At 62.4% G+C, this 19357-nt stretch carries 18 protein-coding genes; 7 read left to right on the top strand and 11 right to left on the bottom strand.

Features of this window, described 5'->3' with window-relative positions; all coding sequences use genetic code 11:
- Positions 1–31 precede the first annotated feature (31 nt).
- The 10 genes from trbI to trbB form a co-directional block, all read right to left on the bottom strand.
- Positions 32–1333 carry an IncP-type conjugal transfer protein TrbI gene (gene trbI, locus PVE73_RS26100; RefSeq protein WP_277367713.1) on the bottom strand — a complete coding sequence of 434 codons (1302 nt, stop codon included), beginning with the start codon at positions 1331–1333 and terminating at the stop codon, positions 32–34.
- Positions 1330–1797 (bottom strand): conjugal transfer protein TrbH, encoded by a 468-nt coding sequence (trbH, locus tag PVE73_RS26105; protein WP_277367714.1) that lies wholly within the window; start codon positions 1795–1797, stop codon positions 1330–1332. Before trbH ends, trbI begins: the two co-directional genes overlap by 4 nt.
- A 3-nt stretch (positions 1798–1800) precedes the next feature.
- Entirely contained in the window at positions 1801–2553 is a 753-nt protein-coding gene (gene trbG / locus PVE73_RS26110) for a P-type conjugative transfer protein TrbG (protein ID WP_277367769.1), read from the bottom strand.
- Positions 2554–2645: 92 nt separating this feature from the next.
- Entirely contained in the window at positions 2646–3308 is a 663-nt protein-coding gene (locus tag PVE73_RS26115) for a conjugal transfer protein TrbF (protein WP_277367715.1), read from the bottom strand.
- A gap of 8 nt (positions 3309–3316) precedes the next feature.
- Positions 3317–4483: a P-type conjugative transfer protein TrbL gene (gene trbL / locus PVE73_RS26120; protein ID WP_277367716.1), complete on the bottom strand. Its 1167-nt coding sequence runs from the start codon at positions 4481–4483 to the stop codon at positions 3317–3319.
- 186 nt (positions 4484–4669) lie between these two features.
- Complete coding sequence (gene trbJ, locus PVE73_RS26125; protein ID WP_277367770.1) at positions 4670–5422, bottom strand: P-type conjugative transfer protein TrbJ; 753 nt, start codon at positions 5420–5422, stop codon at positions 4670–4672.
- Positions 5423–5441: 19 nt separating this feature from the next.
- On the bottom strand, positions 5442–7889 hold the full coding sequence (locus tag PVE73_RS26130) for a conjugal transfer protein TrbE (protein ID WP_277367717.1): 2448 nt from the start codon (positions 7887–7889) through the stop codon (positions 5442–5444).
- A gap of 6 nt (positions 7890–7895) precedes the next feature.
- Positions 7896–8195 carry a conjugal transfer protein TrbD gene (locus PVE73_RS26135; protein ID WP_277367718.1) on the bottom strand — a complete coding sequence of 100 codons (300 nt, stop codon included), beginning with the start codon at positions 8193–8195 and terminating at the stop codon, positions 7896–7898.
- On the bottom strand, positions 8188–8565 hold the full coding sequence (locus tag PVE73_RS26140; RefSeq protein WP_277367719.1) for a TrbC/VirB2 family protein: 378 nt from the start codon (positions 8563–8565) through the stop codon (positions 8188–8190). Before PVE73_RS26140 ends, PVE73_RS26135 begins: the two co-directional genes overlap by 8 nt.
- Positions 8555–9526, bottom strand: a complete 972-nt coding sequence (trbB, locus tag PVE73_RS26145; protein ID WP_277367720.1) for a P-type conjugative transfer ATPase TrbB — start codon at positions 9524–9526, stop codon at positions 8555–8557. The genes PVE73_RS26140 and trbB overlap by 11 nt, the downstream gene beginning before the upstream one ends.
- A 472-nt stretch (positions 9527–9998) precedes the next feature.
- Here trbB and repA point away from each other — a divergent pair, with 472 nt between their 5' ends.
- From repA to PVE73_RS26165, 4 genes are all read left to right on the top strand, one after another.
- The gene (gene repA, locus PVE73_RS26150) at positions 9999–11186 is read left to right on the top strand and encodes a plasmid partitioning protein RepA (RefSeq protein ID WP_277367771.1); all 1188 of its coding nucleotides are present in this window, start codon (positions 9999–10001) and stop codon (positions 11184–11186) included.
- Between the two features lie 75 nt (positions 11187–11261).
- Positions 11262–12272 carry a plasmid partitioning protein RepB gene (gene repB / locus PVE73_RS26155; RefSeq protein WP_277367721.1) on the top strand — a complete coding sequence of 337 codons (1011 nt, stop codon included), beginning with the start codon at positions 11262–11264 and terminating at the stop codon, positions 12270–12272.
- A 165-nt stretch (positions 12273–12437) separates the two neighbouring features.
- The gene (gene repC / locus PVE73_RS26160) at positions 12438–13772 is read left to right on the top strand and encodes a plasmid replication protein RepC (RefSeq protein ID WP_277367722.1); all 1335 of its coding nucleotides are present in this window, start codon (positions 12438–12440) and stop codon (positions 13770–13772) included.
- A gap of 17 nt (positions 13773–13789) precedes the next feature.
- A complete protein-coding gene (locus PVE73_RS26165; protein ID WP_277367723.1) occupies positions 13790–14401 on the top strand; it encodes a hypothetical protein in 612 nt (203 codons plus the stop codon).
- 81 nt (positions 14402–14482) lie between these two features.
- Here PVE73_RS26165 and PVE73_RS26170 read toward each other — a convergent pair whose 3' ends face one another.
- Positions 14483–15406 (bottom strand): recombinase family protein, encoded by a 924-nt coding sequence (locus PVE73_RS26170; protein WP_277367724.1) that lies wholly within the window; start codon positions 15404–15406, stop codon positions 14483–14485.
- A 461-nt stretch (positions 15407–15867) separates the two neighbouring features.
- Here PVE73_RS26170 and PVE73_RS26175 point away from each other — a divergent pair, with 461 nt between their 5' ends.
- The 3 genes from PVE73_RS26175 to PVE73_RS26185 are packed head-to-tail and all read left to right on the top strand — an operon-like array spanning position 15868 to position 19342.
- Positions 15868–17283 carry a transposase family protein gene (locus PVE73_RS26175; protein WP_277367725.1) on the top strand — a complete coding sequence of 472 codons (1416 nt, stop codon included), beginning with the start codon at positions 15868–15870 and terminating at the stop codon, positions 17281–17283.
- Positions 17277–18185, top strand: a complete 909-nt coding sequence (locus tag PVE73_RS26180) for a TniB family NTP-binding protein (RefSeq protein WP_277367726.1) — start codon at positions 17277–17279, stop codon at positions 18183–18185. The genes PVE73_RS26175 and PVE73_RS26180 overlap by 7 nt, the downstream gene beginning before the upstream one ends.
- Before the next feature lie 2 nt (positions 18186–18187).
- Positions 18188–19342, top strand: a complete 1155-nt coding sequence (locus tag PVE73_RS26185) for a TniQ family protein (RefSeq protein ID WP_277367727.1) — start codon at positions 18188–18190, stop codon at positions 19340–19342.
- Positions 19343–19357 lie beyond the last annotated feature (15 nt).

Consider the following 19357-nt stretch of genomic DNA (forward strand, 5'->3'; position numbering starts at 1 on the left):
CACGGTGCGTTGAAAACGAAATGGGTCATCGCTACCGATAGGACCCGGGGAAGACGATGTCCTGGTCGACCAGGACGTTGAACCGGTAACCCGGGCGGATCTCCAGTGTCGGCTGGACGTTGAGATTGCGCGAGACCGTCTGCTCGGAGATCTGCCCGAAGGTTTCGGCGAAGGAGCGCCTGGCGGCGTCCTCGGCACTGTTGGCCGTGCCGAAGCTGTTGCGATCCTGCGGCAGCATCATTTCGGTCCCGGCGCCGATAAGAGCGACGAGGATCGCCGAGCCGAACGTGCGCAAATAGTGGTTGTCCACCTGGTCTCGGAATCCGCCATAGCCAGCTGAATCGGTCCCCGCCATCCCGCCGATCTGCAGCGTCGATCCGTTCGGAAAGATGAGGTCGGTCCAGATGACGAGCACGCCGTCCTGCCCGAATGTGACCTCGGAATCGTAGCGGCCGAAGAGTTTCGATCCCTGCGGGATGAGAAGGTGCCGGCCCGTCGCGCTGTCATAGACATTCTGCGAGACCTGAGCCGTGATCCGCCCGGGAAGGTCCGAGTTGATACCCGTGATGAGCGTTGCCGGGATGACCGACCCGCGCTTGAGCTCATAGGGCGAGATCTGCCCGATGACCGGATTGGGAAGGTATCCCAGATCCCGGATGTCCTGATTGAAGAAACGCTCCTTGGCCGCCTGCCCGTTCGCGTCCGCGGCGCCACCAACGCCCGCCTCCATGGCCGCGGCGTAGAGGTCGAGCGCGCTCTGTGGCCGGGTTGTCGACGACTGCGGATTGCCAGGCCCCGAGGTTGTGCCGTCGTTAGTGTCTGCCGAAAGGTCGCCCAGCGAAACGGCGATCGGGGAATCGAACGCCGCGTCATTCGCTTGATAGCGCGCCATGCGCTGACGATGCAGCTCGCGCATGAGCTGTTCTTCTTGCTCTCGCTCGAGGCGCGCGCGCCATATCTCTTCGGGCTCCAGCGCCGTCTGTTGCTGTTTAGCCGTGGACGCATCCGGTGGCTTCGGCATGAACGGGTTTTCCTCTGGCTCCGCAGGCTCGACCGGGATCGGTTGCGGCTGCGGTTGCGCCGGTTCGCCGATGATGCCGTCCGGGACACCCTCCTTGAGCTGGTCCGCATGGGTCGAGGCCGGGCGGGACCCAGGTGTGAACGCTGCATCATCATCGCCCAGGCGGAGACCGCGCGAGGACAGGCCATAGAAAATCGCGGCAAGGAAAAGCACCACCAGCACGATCGCGACGACGATCGGCAGGCGATTGAGGCGCCGGATTCTCGGCCCGCCAGCGAGATCGGAGCCGCCGAGCCTGAGACTCTCGGTCATGACGGCTCCCTTCCATCGCGCTGCATCATCGACAGCGGCGAGATCGGCGTCGCCCCCTCCCCGCCCATCTGGTACATGCGTGTGAGGTCGAGCGCGCGGGTCGACAACCGGACCAGGATGCTGCCCTCGAACGTGTCCACGACATAGGCGAGGGCAACGGTAGTCGCCCCCTCCGTCGCCTGGTCCGTGGCGACGGCATAGCCCCATTCCCTGAGCGAAGACTCCAGCGCCTCGCCGAATAGGGAGCCGTCCGGCTCAAGCTGGATCGTCGTCGTGCCTGGACCGACCTGCTCGGCAAACCGCCCGATCATATCCCCGGCGATCGCGGACGCCGCCTCCGGGGTGAGCTGCGCGGTTGCCGAACTTGTGACCAGACCCGCACCGCCCAGTGTCTGGCACCCGGCCAGCAGTGCGGCGCACAGCACGAAAACCACCAGGCGAGGTTGGAAAATCGAGCGGTGCATCCCCTACCCTCCCCGCCTGATCGTGATTTTCTCCTGAGAGCGTCCGACGCCCGAGACGAGGATCGCCCTGTCGATGTAATAGTCGACCACCATCATGGTGCCGTTCATGCGGTAGTTGACGATCCGGTTCTCGCCGCCGGAAACCACGAACAGCACCGGCGCATCCTGGCCCGACAGCGACGAGGGGAACTGGATGTAGGTTTTCTGGCCGTCGCTGTAGATGCGGGTCGGCCGCCACCTCGCCGTTCCGCTCACACGGAATGAGAAATTGAGCTGCTCGGCCGGCACGCCGGCGCCAGGCACGATGCTCGCCTCCATGCGCGCGGCAATCTCGGCGAAGCGCGCATTGACGTCCTCGGGATAGTCGAACCCGACCCGCGCCATGTAGTTTGAGTGATGGGACTTGAGCTGGATGTGATAGGTGCGCCGCGAGGTTGTCACCACCATCGAGGTGACGAGGCCGGTTTCCGACGGCTTGACGATCAGATGCACCGCCTGGCTGCCCGGCGCTCCGGACGTCGCCGGCTCGACCTTCCAACGCACAGTATCGCCAAGCAGCACGTCGCGCACGATCTCGCCCGGCTGGAGCTCGATGTCGCACACCTGGAGCGGCGAGCAGACCACCGAAGGCTGAACTTGGCCGAAGAGGAAGATGACCTTTCCGTCGGGGCCGCGCGTCACGACCCCCTGCCCTTGCTGCCACTGGCCAGAGATGCTCGTGCCGCGCTGTTCGTTGACGCTCAGGGGCTGCGCCATAGCCGGCACTGCAATCGTCGAGAAAACAAGTCCGGTGCAAAGTGCTGCGCTCCGGAATTTGGAAAAGTTCATGAAAGGGATCCTCCGGGCACTCACAACTGCGCCGTCCAGTCGAAATCTCTGAGGTAAAGGCCGATCGGGTTGAGGCGAATGACCGCCTCGTCCTGGGGCGGGGTGAGCGTGACGGTGGCCACGCCGCGAAACCGCTTTACGTCCTGTTCCCTGCCCTGCCGGTCGCGCTCATATTCCGTCCAGTCGACCTGGTAGCTCTGGTTGGAGAGCGGCACGATGTTGGTGACCTCGATAGCAACCGTCATGGTGCGGGCGCGGTCGAACGGGGAGTTGCCCCGGAACCAGGCGTTGACCTTCTCGGTCGCCGGATCGGAGGTCCGCAAATGCGCATAGGTGCGGTCGATATATTGCTTCTGCACCACGGCATCGGGCGTGACCGACCGGAAATTGCTGACGAAGCTGCCGAGCGTCGCACGCACCACGCGCGGGTCGGCATATTCGATTTGCTGCGGGAAGCCGGCGCTCGCCGCCGTGCCGAGCCGATCGACTTCCACGATATAGGGCACCAGCTGCACCTGTGTGCTCTGATACAGCGCATAGGAGAAGCCGATCACCGCCATCAGCATCCCGGTCACGCCGACGATGCGCCAGGACGCGGCCGCTTTCACATACGAGCCGTAGCGCTCGTTCCATTCCTGGCGTGCGGCAAGGTAGGGATTTTCCGGTGGGCTCTTTGCGGCCATGGTCTACGTCACGCCTTATCGTCTGCTGATTTTCTGGTGATGGGGCGGCCCTGGCTCTGGTCGAGCTTGGAATTGGCGAGGCCGAGCGTCGATGCGCCCCAGGTGCCGGGAACGCCGATCGCCTTGTCCCGCCCGGCCGAGGCGAGCGCCGAGCCGGCAGCGCTCGCGCCGCTGGTCATGCCCTTGAGTGCGGCCGCGCCGAACGAGCTGCCGGCCGCCCGCGCGTCGGAATAGGCCGAGGCCCCTGCCCGCGCCCCGCCCCAGGCCAGCGCGGCGCCGCCGGCGGCCATGGTCGCGGCCTGGCCGCCGTGGCGGATCGTCTCCATGCCGCCGGTCACCGATACCCCCTGCACGACACCCTGGACGATGTTGGGTACGTACATGGCGATGACGAACACCACGACGGAAATGCCGCCGATCGCCAGCGTGGAGAGAAACTCGTCGGCGCCCGAGGGGGAGTTGGCGAGATTGATGAGGACTTCAGAACCGATGCGCGCGATCATCACCAGCGCCATCAGCTTCATGCCGACCGAGAACGCATAGACGAGATACCGGACGGCGAAGTCCTTGGTGAAGCTCGAGCCGCCGAGACCCAGCATGATCATCCCGGCGAGCAGCCCGACATACATCTCAGCCATCACGGCCACGAAGATCGCGGCCACCAGGCTGAAGGCAATGACGACGATCACCATGGCGAACACCGCCGCGATCGCCAGCGCATTGTCCTCGAACAGCCCGAACTGCGCTTTCTCCGACATCTGGCTGGCGACCTGCAGGCCGGCATTGAAGACGTTCGCCGGTGAGGCCGATCCGCCCCCTGCGCCGATCTGGAACAGGCTGTCGACCATTGCCCGTGCGAAGTCCGGTCCCTGCTCAAGGATGAAGACGAACAGGCCGATGAACATGATGCGCCGCACCAGCTCGGCGAACCATGAGTCGAGCGATGCCGCGCCGAGCGCTAGCCAGACCGCCGCAATACCGACCTCGATGCCGGCAAGGATCCAGAACAGCGAGCGCGCCGCCTGCATAACGGTCGTCTCCCAGCCCTGCGCGGCATCCGCGACCTCATTTTCCAGCGTCGTGAGGAGCGAGCCATCCTGTGCAAGGGCGGGCTGGACAAGAAGCAGGGCGCCGAGGCTTGCGACCAGGGCGAGTCTAGTTCCCGGGGGCCTCATCGCCCTGCCCCTCTACGTTGCCCCAGCGCGGCCGCATCTCCTGCCCGCCGGTGGTGTCATACTCAGGTGGTGTGTCGAGGACGCTGCGTGCCCGGTCTGATCCCCCGCCAAGGTTCGGGACGACCCAGATAGCAACAGCGATTCCGACAATGACAGTGGCTGCCGCCATGATAATAAGGGTTCTCGTCACCAGCGCGGCTCCATGACCTGGCCGCCCGATGTCGACGGCGCGTTCGAGTTGAAAAAGTCCTCGCGGCGTGTCTGCGCGAGATCCTTTGCGGCCTGCTCGGATTGATGCCAGGTCGCCATCATCGTGATCTGCTGGGAGACGAGGCCGCGCAGTTTCTGCGTCTGCGCCACCTGTTGCGCGGCAATCTGATGGCCGACCTGAAGCGCCTGCATCTGTCCGACGGAGCTCTGCGACATTGAGCGAAGCTGGCTCATCGTCGCCTCTTCGCTGGCGAACTGGTCGGCCGTCAGTCCGGCCGCCCGCAGCGTGGCGGAAATCGTCTCGCGGTTGGTGTCCGACCACGACTGGTAGCTCGAGGAGAAATCCTCGCCGTTCGCGAGCCCTGTCTCGAACTCGGCGAAGCTCTCGAAGCGCTGCTTGAGAACGTCGTCGATATTGCCCATCGCGAAGGCGATGCCTTCGCCCTGGTTGACGAGCTTCTGGAGCGCCATGAGGTCGCTTTCGACCTGGCCCCAGACGTGATCGGGAAGCTGCAGCGTGTTCTGCAGCATGTTCTCGTAGATGCGGAGCTGATTCTGGATTTGCTCAGAAAGTTGCGTGATCTGCGTGATCTGGTTCTGGATCTGCTCGGCTGACTGACCCGTGAGTCCCACCAGCTCGGCGTTGTTGAGGAGCTGCGTCCATTCGGTTGCGTTCCCGGTTACGGCCCCGGCATGGGCCGGCCCCGGGAGAACCAGGCACGCGCTCATCACCGAGGCGGCCGTGATCTCAATCGCGTGTAAGAATGGCTTCGGCATTGCCTATTCCCCTTTCCATAAGCCACGCAGCCGGCCAGTCCGGACCATGATCCTTGTGCAGCTGATCGATGCGTTTGAGGTCTTCCTTGCCCGAGGCGCCTGCGAAGGCGAGCGCGATTGGGCCCAGCGACATGTCGAAAAGCCGCCTGCCCTCGGGGCTTGCGACATAGTATTCACGCTTCGGCGTCGCGGTCGCGACGATCTCGATCTGGCGCTCATTGAAGCCGATGCGCTCATAGAATTCGCGCGTGCCCGGCTCTCGCGCAGCACCATTCGGCAGGCAGATCTTGGTCGGGCAGCTCTCCTTGAGCACGTCGATGATGCCCGAACGTTCGGCGTCGGAGATCGACTGCGTGGCGAGCAGCACGGCGCAGTTTGCCTTGCGCAGCACCTTGAGCCACTCCCGGATCTTGTCCCTGAAGGTGGGATGGCCGAGCATCAGCCAGGCCTCATCGAGAACGATGAGGCTGGGCGCGCCTGTCAGGCGCTTTTCGATCCTGCGGAAGAGATAAAGCAGCACGGGCACGAGATTGCGCTCGCCCATGTTCATCAGCTCCTCGATCTCGAAGGTCTGGAATGCGCCGAGCGCCAGCCCGTCCTCCTCAGCGTCGAGGAGTTGCCCCATTGGCCCATCGACCGTGTAGTTTTGGAGCGCGTCCTTGATTTCGCGCATCTGCACCCCGCTCACGAAATCCGAGAGCGAGCGGCCGCGCGCCGACGCCATGAGACCGACCTGGCGTGAGATCGCGTTGCGATGATCGGGCGTGATCGCGACCCCCTGCATGGCGATCAGCGTCTCGATCCATTCGCTTGCCCAGGCCCGATCTCCCTCGGTCGACAACTCGGCCAGCGGGCAGAAAGACAGAGAAGTCCCCTCCCCTGCCCCGACCTCATAATGATCGCCCTCCGCAGCGATCGTGAGCGGGCGCAGCGACCGACCCTTGTCGAAGGCGAAGATCTGCGCGTTCTCGTAGCGGCGAAACTGCGCCGCGATCAGCGCGAGCAATGTCGACTTGCCCGATCCGGTCGGCCCGAAGACAAGCGTATGCCCCACATCGTCGACATGCAGGTTCAGCCGGAAGGGTGTCGAGCCCGAGGCGACCTGCATCAAGGGCGGCGAACCGGTCGGATAGAACGGGCACGGCGCAGTCGTGCTTCCCGACCAGACCGTGTTGAGAGGGATGAGATCCGCCAGATTGCGCGTGTTGACGAGCGGCTCGCGGACATTGGCATAGGTGATGCCCGGCAGGCTGCCGAGATAGGCTTCGGTCGCGTTGAGCGTCTCGATGCGGGCGCCAAACCCTTCGGCCTGGACAAGCCGGCGCACCGCCTCGGCCTGGTCGCGCAGCCGCGCGTCGTCGGTATCGAAAAGAATGATCACCGGTGTGTAGTAGCCAAAGGCGACGAGCTGGGACGAAGCCTCGGCAATGGCGTCCTCGGCTTCTGCGACCATCGTCATGGCGTCCTGGTCGATCGCTCGGCTCTGGGTCTGGAAAAGCTGGTCGAAGAACGGCCGCACCTTCTGCTGCCATTTCTTGCGCGTGCGTTCGAGCTTTGCACGCGCTTCCTGGTCGTCGAGGAAGATGAAGCGGCTCGACCACCGGTAAGTGAGCGGCATCAGGTCGAGCGAATTGAGAATCCCCGGCCAGCTCTCGGCCGGAAACCCGTCGATCGCGACGACCGCAAGATACCGTCCGTCGACCACCGGCGAGAGGCCGTGGTGGAACTCGGCCGTAGCCAGCCAGTCGAGATACATCGGGATCGCCGGCAGGCGCACCGGATGGCTCTCGCCCACGATGCAGAACCGGATGAACTGGAAGAGTTCGTCATACCGGATCTCGCGGCCGGTCTCAGGCTCGGCGACCGTGCGCGTCACCATGCGACGGATCGACAGCACGTTGGCCAGGTACTGCTCGAACTCGCGGATCGACGTGCGGAAGGTGTCCAGGACCACATCGGCATAGGTCTCCGCGCGGCTCTCACTGTCGGAATAGACATAGCGCGCGAGCCCCGACCTCCGTCGTTCGGGCGGCCGGTAGGTGAGAATGATCGCGTGTTGGCTCTCAAAATGCCCACTCTCGGCCTCGAAATGCGCTCGGCGTTCGTTGTCGATCGCGCGCGTCACGGAATCGGGGAAATGGCAGTCCTCGCGGGCGGGATAAGCGACCGTGGGGATGCGCACGGCCTCGACCTGGATCATCCAGCCCGATCCGAGCCGGGACAGGATCGTGTTGATCTGCCGCGACACCTCATTGCGCTCGAGATTGGTCGAGCTCTCCGAGTCCGGACCAGCGAAATACCAGCCGGCCATGACCGACCCATCCTTGAGCAGGATCACGCCGTCGTCGACCAGGCCCGCATAGGGCAGAAGGTCGGAGAAGGATGGCCGGGTGTTGCGGAACTGACGAAGCGCGACCATTCCAGGTCAGGGCCTCGACCATGGTGAGGCGGTCGGACGGTAGCCCGCGCGATAGCCGATATGACGCAGATAGACCTGCCGCATCATCGGATCGGCTTTGGCCATCATGCGAAGCGCCGCCAACACGGCGGCCCAGATGGCGATCCCGAGCAGCACGGAAAACCACGTCAGGACCACGAAGATCAGGATCACCGCTGCAAGACCGGTCAGCAACACCAGTTCCCGATCGGCGCCCATCAAATGGTTCGGGCGCGAAAGCGCCCGGTGGATGCGGGATCGTGAGAGAGCAACGCCAGGCTCAGCCATCGCTCCCCTCCCCTGCCCCGGCCTGCGGCGCCTCGTTGGCCGGATAGCCGATCGAGGCGCCGCTCGCGCCGAATAGGCCGACGATCTGCGTGGCGCCGAGGAGGATGCCGGCGACCAGCACGACATACATCAGCCTGCGCGCGAAATCGTTGAGCTCGCCGCCGAAGATCAGCATGCCGCCTGCGACCGCAACGGCGGCCAGCGCGATGAAGCCCGCAACCGGACCGGTAATGGATTGCTGTATCTGTTGGAGCGGCCCTTCCCAGGGCAGACCGCCACCACTTGACGCGAGCGCTGGCGTGGCAAGCGCGACAAGCAAGAGCGTTGCCGCGACCGGGATGGCGGCCAGTGCGCGGGTGTTATGCGGCATGACATTCCTCGTCGATCTGGGGATGGTGATCGGTCGTGTAGCGCGCGCCGTCGAAGCCCGTGACATGCATGACATCACGCACCCGCCGCCCATGGCCGGCACGTCCGATGGACACGACGAGGTCGACGGCTTCGCCGATGACCTCGCGCATCGGCTGCTGGCTGACCTCCGCGGTCAATTGCTCGAGGCGGCGAAGCGCGGAGATGGCGCTGTCGGCGTGAATGGTCGTCACACCGCCCGGGTGCCCGGTATTCCATGCCTTGAGCAGGGTGAGCGCGGCACCATCGCGAACCTCGCCGACGATGATCCGATCCGGCCTCAGCCGCATCGTGCTCTTCAGCAGCCGGGCCATGTCCACTGTGTCGCTGGTATGAAGGGCAACCGCGTTCTCGGCGGCGCACTGGATTTCCGAGGTGTCCTCCAGGATGACGAGCCGGTCGTCCGGCGACAGCGAGACAATCTCCGCAATCACGGCGTTGGCCAATGTCGTCTTGCCCGATCCGGTGCCGCCGCTGATCACGATGTTCATGCGCGAAGCAACGGCGCTCCGCAGCATGGTTGCCTGGCGGTGGGTCATGATTCCGGCGCGCACATATTCCTTGAGCGGGATGAGCCGGGATGCCCGCCTTCGAATGGTGAACGTGGGCGCAGCGACGATCGGTGGAAGCAGACCCTCGAAGCGGTGCCCGCCGATGGGGAGTTCGCCCGAGATGATCGGCTGGCTTGCATCCACTTCGGTCTGCAGCGCATGGGCCACGCTGCCGATAATGATTTCGGCGGCGCCGGGCGCGAGCTCACCAATGGGCTCGACCCCCTGCCCCAGCCGTTCAACGAACAGGCGGCCGTCCGGATTGAGCATGATCTCGACGACCAGTGGATCCTCGAGTGCCCCGCAGACCACCTCGCCAAGTGCGTCCATCAGTTTGCGCACGAGTCGGTCGTGCGAACGCATCTGACTCATGAGGCAGCATCCGGAGGCTCGCCAGAGACTGTTCTGTCATGTTGAGCGGCTCCGCACCGCTCTCCTCTCCTTGCCATGAATCCGTCCCACCAGTGAAAATGAGGGCCTATCGATCACGAACAATGCGCTCCGTCAGCCCGGCAAAATTGCCGGGTTTGGTCCCGGTGAGTCGGGGTCTGGACGGCAAATCAGGTGAAATTGGCGTTCCTCGGGTCCGACTGCCGGATTCGGCCCCGGCAATTCTGCCGGGCAAGGTTCTGCGTTCCGCGTATTCGGGTGCGCCTGCTAAGTCGTTGTGTACACAGGGAAAAGACGTGCAATGCCACGGCTGGCGCTGGCAGGGGTCGCCATTCTGGCAACCTTTCGTTAACCTAAAATCGCTTGCCAGTGAACGGGAATCGCTCATACTGGCGCCAGATTGGCCGATTGGCCGAATATGGCGCTATTTTCTCGTTCGGGGGACAAAGCGGAGATGGCATTTCTCCCAAGTTTTGAGTTTGACGACAAGATCCTTGCCCAAGGGGCCGAGATCTCGCGCAAGCTCGATCAATTGCGGGTCGAAAAGTTTCCAACCGAGGGGCAGAAGACGCTTCGGCGGTTCTCGATGGCCGAGGTCGCCCACTATCTCGGGATCAGTCCAAACAATCTAAAGCGCCTCCATCTCGAGAAGAAGGGCCCCGAGCCGTTCGTCGGTGCCGGCGGGCGGCGCTTCTACTCGGCCGAGCAGATGACCGAGCTTCGGGACTATCTCGATAAGCACGGGCGATCGGATTCCAAGAAATATGTGCCCTACCGAAAACCCGGCGAGAAGCTGCAGGTCATTGCGGTCGTCAACTTCAAGGGCGGGTCGGGAAAGACCACCACCACGGCCCATCTCGCGCAGCATCTTGCGCTCACGGGTCACAGGGTCCTGACGGTAGACCTCGATCCGCAAGCTTCGCTTTCAGCCCTCCACGGCTTCCAGCCCGAGCTCGACAAGAACCCCTCGCTGTACGACGCGATCCGGTACGAAAACCCCGCCCCGGTCGAAGATGTCATCCGCCGGACGAACTTCCCCTTGCTCGACATCATCCCGGCGAACCTTGAGCTGCAGGAATATGAGTATGAGACGCCGCTTGCGATGCAGTCTCCGTCTCAAGAGGGAAAGCGGTTCTTTACTAGGGTCGCCCGGGCATTCGATACGGTCAGCGAGCGCTACGACGTCGTGGTCGTCGATTGCCCGCCTCAGCTTGGTTATCTGACACTCTCGGCGCTGTCGGCTGCTACGTCGGTTCTGATCACCGTCCATCCGCAGATGCTGGACCTGATGTCCATGAGCCAGTTTCTGCTGATGCTGGGCAATATCATGAAGTCGATCAAGAATGCTGGCGCCCAGGTCCAGCTGGACTGGTTGCGCTATCTCATCACCCGATATGAGCCCACGGACATTCCCCAGGCACAGATGGTCGGCTTCATGCAGTCGATGCTTGCCGAGGAAATCCTCAAAAACCCGATGCTCAAATCCACGGCGATTTCTGACGCCGGCCTCACCAAGCAGACGCTCTATGAGGTCGAGCGATCGAACTTCAATCGCGACACCTACGATCGGGCGATCGACAGTATGGATGCCGTGAACTTCGAGATTCAGGGACTGATTCACCAGGCATGGGGGCGGTTGTGATGTTGACTGCCGTCAAAACCGCCAAAAAAGTGCGCAGTTTCAAACGCATAAGCCAAATAAGGGGCTGCTAGTCAAATGGCGCGGAAAAATCCCTTTGCGAGCATTATGGACAACGGCAACGCACCCGCGGAGCGCCCGGTCGCGCGAGACTACACATTCAAGGGTGCATCACGCTCGCTCATTAGCTCGATCGACGAGATGGCAGCTCAGGCAGGCAAGCTGCTCGAGGGTGAGACGATAATCGAGGTCGATCCCAACCTGGTGGACCAATCCTTCGCCAACGACCGGCTGAACGTTGATCAGGAGGATTACGAAGCTGACTACGCCCAGGTCCTGCAGTCGATCCGCAGCTCCGGCCAGAACTCCCCTGCCCTCCTTCGCCCCCACCCTGAGCGGCCCGGTCGCTACATGCTGGTGTTCGGCCGCCTCCGCTGGCGCGCCGCAAAGGAGCTTGGACTCAGGCTTCGGGCTGTCGTCAAAGAGATTTCCGAGCGCGATCATGTGATCGCCCAGGGACAGGAAAACACCGCACGAGCGAACACGTCCTTCATCGAGAAGGCGCTGTTCGCCGCAGACATCGTCCAGCGGAAGTTTGACGAGGACAACTCCACCGCCCTCGCCGCGATCGGCGTTGATCGACCGACTCTTTCGAAAATGCTTTCCGTCGCATCAATTCCCAAGGAGTTGCTTGAGGCGATCGGCCGCGCAAAAGCCGTCGGCCGTGATCGCTGGTACGAGCTCAAACTCCTCCTCGACAAGCCGGGCAATGTCGACACCGCCCTGGCTCTGGCATCGAATTCCGATTTTCAAGGGATGCCGAGCGAAGCGCGGTTCGATGTGATCGTCGCGAAGCTGAAATCCTCCAAGCCGCGCCGCCGGGCCGCGCAGGCACCATCAAAACGCACCTGGGCGCCGTCTGATGGGCGTGTCGCCGCGGAGTTGGTGGCCAGTGGCAAGAAATTCACCATCGCCCTCAAGGCGAAGGGGACCGACGCAACAGCGTTCGGTGATTACCTCTCGGAGAACCTCAGCGAGTTGTACGAGGCTTTCCGTCGGGAAAAACGAGCAACCACAAACGGAGATTGAGCGCAAAAGAAAAAGGCCCCCGAAACGGCATTCCGGAAGACCTTCTCTTTAAGTTTGGCGACTGAGAGAATCCCACTTCCGCGAATCATAGTCAAGACCATTCAGGTCGGTTTGAGCGCCGATTCGGCGAGCAGGTTTCTTTTGCCTAGCGATAGGTGAAGAAAAATGCAGACGCATACCCCAACGACGCCCTTTGGGCGTCGAACAATGTCGCTTGGCATGATGGCAAGCCAGGCTGTGGCAAGGACCGTGCCGGAAGGTGCGCAGGTCCAGAAATGGAAGGTGTTCCACACGATCCGGGAAGCGCGCGACCTGCTCGGGGCCACGGACCGCTCGCTGGCCATCCTCAATGCCCTGCTTTCGTTCCACCCGGAAACGGAGCTCGCAGGCGATGGTGAGCTCATCGTCTGGCCGTCGAACGAGCAACTCATGGCCCGAGCCAACGGCATGCCGGCGACAACGCTGCGGCGGCACCTGGCCGTCCTGGTCGAATGCGGGCTGATTATCCGGCGGGATAGTCCGAACGGAAAGCGCTTCGCTCGCAAGGGCAGGGGTGGGCAGGTCGAACAGGCCTACGGGTTCGATCTTTCTCCGATCGTCGCCCGCGCAGAGGAATTCGAGGAACTGGCGGACGCTGTTCGAGCCGAGAAGAACGCCTTTCGGCTTGCCAAGGAACGCCTGACGCTACTGCGCCGCGACGTCGTCAAGCTCATCGAGACGGGCATTGAGGAGAACGTTCCGGGCAATTGGGGCAGGGTACAGCAGACCTATCAGGCTATTGTCGGCCGCTTGCCGCGATCGGCCCCGCGGCAACTCATCGAAGACATCTGCTGTGATCTCCACGGCCTCTACACGGAGATCCTCGAGGTATTGGAATCATTCGCAAAAACACAGAATCCGGACGCCAATGAGTCCCATTCTGGTCGCCACATACAGAATTCAAACCCAGACTCTATATCTGAATCTGAAAAGGGCTCTCGAAAAGAAGATGAAGCGAGCGGCACCGCCGCGGACACCGACAACGTGCGGAGCCTGCCGAAACGAGATCTGCCTTTGGGGATCGTATTAGATGCCTGCCCGAACCTGCTGGAACTGGCGCAGGGCGGCCATATCCGGCATTGGCGCGATTTTCTGATCGCAGCGGATCTGGCGCGGCCGATGCTGGGGATCAGTCCCAGCGCCTGGCGCGAAGCCTGTGAGATCATGGGCGAGCGGCACGCGGCGATCACGCTCGCGGCGATCTACCAACGCACGGAAAACATCAACAGCGCCGGCGGCTATCTGCGCAGCCTGACTGATAAGGCGAGGGAAGGGAAATTCTCGACCTGGCCGATGATCATGGCGCTGCTCCGCGCAAAGCTCGAGACTGGAAGATCCCGAGGCACTGGCTCCGATGAAGCTCCGCGGTTGCAGGGCGATCACACCGATGCACCGCCAAATGGAGCTGGCCTGGAGGTCTCTGACGCGTTGCGGCGGAGCCTGCGAAACAAACCGTGGTGACGGAAGGAAGGTGGGTGATGGAGAACCGTGTACTCATTGGCCCAGCGATTGCCGCTGCCTTATCGCGAGCGCGCGAGGTTGAAAAACGTGCCCCACGGACGCTGCGTATCCGCTTGCACCTGGTGACAGACAATGGCGGTGGCCTGCAGATTACTGCGCGTATTTCCGCGGAGACGGACGAGGAACTTATGGTGCAAGAGAAGAAGGGGAGGCGGCTCGTTTCCTGGGATGAGCTGGATGAAACTGCCGATCGGCTCGTCGAAATCGTCGAGGAGGTCGCCGCGGAGGTTTTGTCTTCCGTCCAAAGTCTTCCACGTCCGACTCGACAGTCGGGCGGAGGTACACTCAGCGAAGGTCTCCAAAGGGAAGCGGCATTGGCTGAGCTGTGCGCGGAAAAGGTGGTGAGAGCCGCGGATAGGGCCATCAATGATCCAACCGTGAACCTGGATGCTGCGGCGAAAGCCGAAGCCGCTATGATGGCTGGGCTGAAGCTCGCCGCACTTTCCGCCTTTGCGATCGGCGTTAAGGCTGCCGAGTTGGTCGAGGAGTTGGAATGTGAATTGGCCAACCTTAAGCAGGGCATACGTGACCACCCAACGTTTTCCATGCATCGAAAACTACATTCGTAGCCGATCATGCGGTCTTGCAGGCGAGGTGAGGGGCGATTTGTGGCGCGTTCGCGCGCCAAGATCATTCTATGGTTCGCGCATTCAGGCCGCCTCGAGCAAGCCGCTTCGCTTTGCCCGGTCGAGAAGATTCTTGACGGAGGAAGGCGCCCATCTCGTACCGCCACGCGGTGTGCGCTCATGAAGGCGCTCGAGCTGATTGGCGATTTCGCGCAGAGTGAGGTGCGGATTGGAGGAATGGATGCCCGCCACAAGTGTCATCAGGCGATCCTCGGGCGGTCGAGGCGGCGACTTCCTCAGCAGCGACTTGTCGGCCATGCCTTCGCTGACCATCCATTTTACCGCGCGCCGCAAGCGCTCCGGGGTCCAATCGAAGCCGCGTTGCTTGAGGACGCGCGAAATATCGTCCCAGGTGTGGTCCGGTCGCATGCGCCGGACGATCGGAAGCCATTGATTGGCAGTGGACTGGATGCGCGCGCCGTAGGCCGCCTTCTGAGCAGCCATCATCTTGGCCAGCATCTCCGGCCGACGTTCCCTGACCCCGGGATTGCCTGGTAGCCGGCCTTTTGCCTTGGCAGCTTTGACGCCTGCCTTCGTCCGCTCCGAGTTGAGAGCCCGTTCCAGCTGGGCGACGGCGCCAAGGACCTGCAGCGAAAACATGCCCTGCGGCGTCGTGGTATCGATGGGATCGCTCAGCGAGCGGAAATATGCGCCTTTGGTCGTCAGCTCCTCGATGACATTGAGCAGGTGGCTCACCGAGCGCGCCAGGCGGTCGAGCCGAACCACAACGAGGGTGTCGCCGGTGTCTATCACACGGACCAGCCGGGCGAGGGCAGGGCGGGTCCGCGAGGCGCCGGAACCATGCTCCTGGATGATTGTATCGCATCCGGCCGACCTCAGTTCCATCTCCTGCGCTTCCGTCGTCTGCTCGTCCGTGGAGACGCGCGCATAGCCGATAAGCCGACCCTGTGGTCGACGAGAGGAGGGATTGGGCGGTGTTTTGGTCATTTGGATCGCCTGTGTCATTTGTCAAAGTTAGCTTCAATGCGGAACGCAGAAAATCAATACCTTAGCGATGGCCATGGTCACACCCGTCGGCCCCTGATTCCCCATAGTTGTCTTCACTATATAGCATAAATTGCCCATACTTCCCTTCAATGTCTGCGATTCGGGTGGCGCGTGAGAGAGGGCCTTTGGCAGAGCTGAAGGAAGATGCTGATCGGATTGCCGAACGCGGTACGCTTTCGCTGTCCGCCCAGGCACGACAGGAGGCGCAACGCCGCTATCCCGTGATAGCGCCCCTGGCGGCCCAGGAAGTTGTCTCAGCCGTCGATGCGCGAGCCGCAGCCGATCTTTTGGGGATCAGCTCTCGAACCATATACGCACTCGTCGCTCGTTTCCGGGCATCGGGTGGAGTGATGAGTTCTCTGGCTCCGGGAAAGCCATCCGGCGGCCGAGGCAGATCGAGAATGCCGGCCCGCGTCGACGACATTGTCACCGCTGCAATCTACGACACCTACCTGACGCGGCAAAAGCGTCGGATCGTTCGGCTCGTCGAGGAAGTTCAACTTCGCTGCAAGAAGGCCGGATTGGTGGCTCCATCCGCGAAAACCATCCGCCGCCGTCTTGAGACTATTCGCGCCGAAGAGGTTGCCCGCCGCCGTGAGGGCCCAGGCAGCACTTCCGCACGACGGTTGACCTCGGCAGCCGGACATGGACCGATATCGCACGCACCTCTTGATGTTGTTCAAATCGACCACACGCCGATCGATATCATCCTGGTGGACGAAGTCAGCCGCTTGCCGGTCGGGCGGCCGTGGCTGACGGTGGCGATTGACGTCTATAGCCGTTGCATCACCGGCTTTCTGGTCTCGTTCGAAGCCCCATCGGCCACCAGCGTTGGATTGTGCCTCGCTCACACCGGCATCGAGAAGCAATCTTATCTCGAAGGTCTCGGTCTGGATACCGAGTGGCCCATCGCCGGTATTCCGCGTCTCCTGCATCTCGACAACGCGGCGGAGTTTCATGGCGAAGCTCTTGCACGCGGTTGTCAGCAGCATGGGATCGACCTGGAGTACCGTCCGAAGGGCCAACCGCATTTTGGCGGCGTGATCGAACGCCTGATCGGCACATTGATGGGCCTGGTGCACGATCTGCCGGGTACGACGTTCTCGAATCCGGCCGAACGTGGGACCTATGACAGCGACGCTGCAGCGGTTCTGACCCTGTCCGAACTGGAGCATTGGCTGGCTCTGGCGATCACCGGTCGATATCATCAAGAGGTCCACGAAGGGATCATGGAACCGCCGCTGGCACGGTGGAAGCGCGGCATTGCCGAGCATGGTGCCCCGCGAGCAGTCGGCAATGGCCGGGAATTTCTGGTCGATTTCCTTCCGGTGGTGCGACGAACGATCCAACGGGATGGCTTCACGCTCGACTACATCACCTACTATTCCGACGTTCTGCGCCCATGGATCGCAAACCGGGATCGCTGCCGATCCTTCCTGATCCGCCGCGATCCCCGCGACCTGTCGCAGATTTTCGTGCTCGAGCCAGACGGCCGCAGCTATGTGAAAGTGCCCTGCCGGCGTCTGGAGCGGCCCGGAATCTCGCTTTTTGAGCATCGCCAGGCCGTTCGAATGATCAAGGCTGGCGGTCGGGCCGAGGTCGATGAAGAGGTTATCTTCAGGACGGTAGAGCAGCAGCGCGGGCTGGTGAAAGCCGCGGCACGGAAATCCAGAGCGGCGCGGCGGCAGTTGGCGCGACAGACTCCAACCCCCGAGGCGCCGGTGGATTGTGTGGTTGCTCTGCCGACCATCGGAAATGAAAGCGACGGTGATGATCTGGCTACCGTCCCACCGCCATTTCCGGTGGAAAAATGGTGACAACGGATCTCAACCACCTTGCTCCAGACCTGCGAACGGTTGCCGCGGAAGACGACGCCCAAAGAATTGCGTTCATCCGGGGGCAGTGGTGGATTGGCTATCCCCATGCACAAGCCGCACTCGATCTACTTCGCACGGCCATAGAGAACGAGCCCGGACGCGTTCGACCGCAGTGCTTTCTCCTGCTGGGGCCGACCAACAACGGAAAATCGATGATTGTCGAGAAGTTTCGACGGGATCATACGCCAGCGGCCTTGCCCGGCCGTGACGAGGAAGACATTCCCGTTGTCGTCGTGCAGATGCTGACCGATCCGGGTGTTGCGCGGTTCTACCAGCATCTCCTGGAGGTCCTGGGAGCGCCGGTCCGGAGAACCGCCCGCAAGCATGATCTCGAGGCGCAGGCGTTGTCCATTCTCAAAAGGGTGGGCACCAAGGTCCTCATCATTGACGAGCTGCACAACATTCTCGCCGGTACGTCGCCGGCGCAGCGTGAGTTCCTCAATTTGCTGCGTTTCCTCGGCAACGAATTGCGGATCCCGGTCGTGGGGGCAGGGACCCGGGACGCCTACCTCGCCATCCGTACCGATCCGCAGCTTGAGAACCGGTTCCATCCGATCATCCTGCCGGTATGGGAGGAGGGTGACGAGCTCAGCCGGCTGATCCAGAGTTTTGTGGCGACGTTTCCGCTTCGAAAACCCTCATTTCTCAACTCGGCCGACCTGCAGCGCTGGGTCTTGGCTCGCACCGGCGGGACAATCGGCGAAATCGCTGCTCTTCTGCGTTCGGCGGCTGTCGCTGCGGTGGAAAGTGGAGAGGAGGCGATCAATCAGCGGTCACTCCAACTGATGAAATATTACGGTCCGGCAGAGCGGCGGCGCCTGACTGAGAAGCTGCTGACCTGACGATGGCGACGAGGCTGCCAATACATCCTCAGCCATTGCCGCTAGAAGCTCTGTCGTCATGGCTATGGCGGCTCGCAGATGCATATGACATGGGCGCCGGCGAATTCGCTGAGGCCGCCTTGAGGATCAAGAGGCTGGATATCCGGCTGGTCGATTTCTGGCCATCCGCCGCCTTGATCAGGAAGCTGGCGGAACGCACCGGTGTGGCTTCCGGTCGAATCCGGGCAATGACAATGGCGGCCTACGTACCCTATCTGCTGGACAGGCTGGCGCCGCAAAATGACATCTTTCCCTCCTATTGTTGTCAATTCGGTGCTTTCGAAAACCCAGCCCTGCGGGTGCGCCCGGTGCGGGATGCTTGGTGGCTCCCTTGGCTTTCCGGAGATCTCGCCGGCGGTAAGATGATCGGATGCATTGACTGCCTGCGGAGAGATAGGCAGAGGTTTGGCCGTCTACACTGGCGAGCGAACTGGATGGCGAGTTGTCCGGAGCATGGCGTCCTGCTGCAGGCTGCCAGTCCCGCCGAGCAATCCGAATATCCAGTTCCCCAAGAAGCTGCTGCAGAACTCGCCTCGCTCGACGGCCTGACCCTGCAGGCCATTACGAAGGGCAGGGTACAATTGCCTGGTGGCCGCAATGTTCACGGTGGTCTTTGGCTTCGCGTTCTACGAGGCGTGATTGATGAGATCTGCCGGCCGCGTCGCATGAAGGATCCGGCACGCCCGAAGATCGAGGCGGCGTGGGCGGCTGCAGGTCTGCCCTATCGCCACGCCGTGGGGCGCTGGGGCATTTACGAGAAGCTGGGTCGCCTCGAGCGGGCCAACGTCTTGAAAGTCGCGGCATTGGCCTTGCAGCCGCTGATCCGGGCGGGGTTCAAGCCGGTGAAGATATCAGCAGGCCCGTCGGTGACCGGAGCATCACGCGCCGGCGTCCTCTCTCGGGATTTCGAGCAAATATCGGTCCAAATCGAAAAGATCACCATGCTCGCCCGTGAAAACGCCGATGTTGCGATCGATCTGCGTCGGATGCTCAATCATCAGCCACGCAGCGCACGGTTCGTCGCTCAAACTGACGAAACCCTCGAAAGCCTGGGAATTCCAGTGCTGGCACCGCTTCTGGTTGCTGGGGCGCTCGACTGCGCCGGTCACCCCTACTGAAGACAGCTTTGTCCT

The organism is Chelativorans sp. AA-79 (genome assembly GCF_029457495.1).
In the GTDB taxonomy this organism is placed as follows: domain Bacteria; phylum Pseudomonadota; class Alphaproteobacteria; order Rhizobiales; family Rhizobiaceae; genus Chelativorans.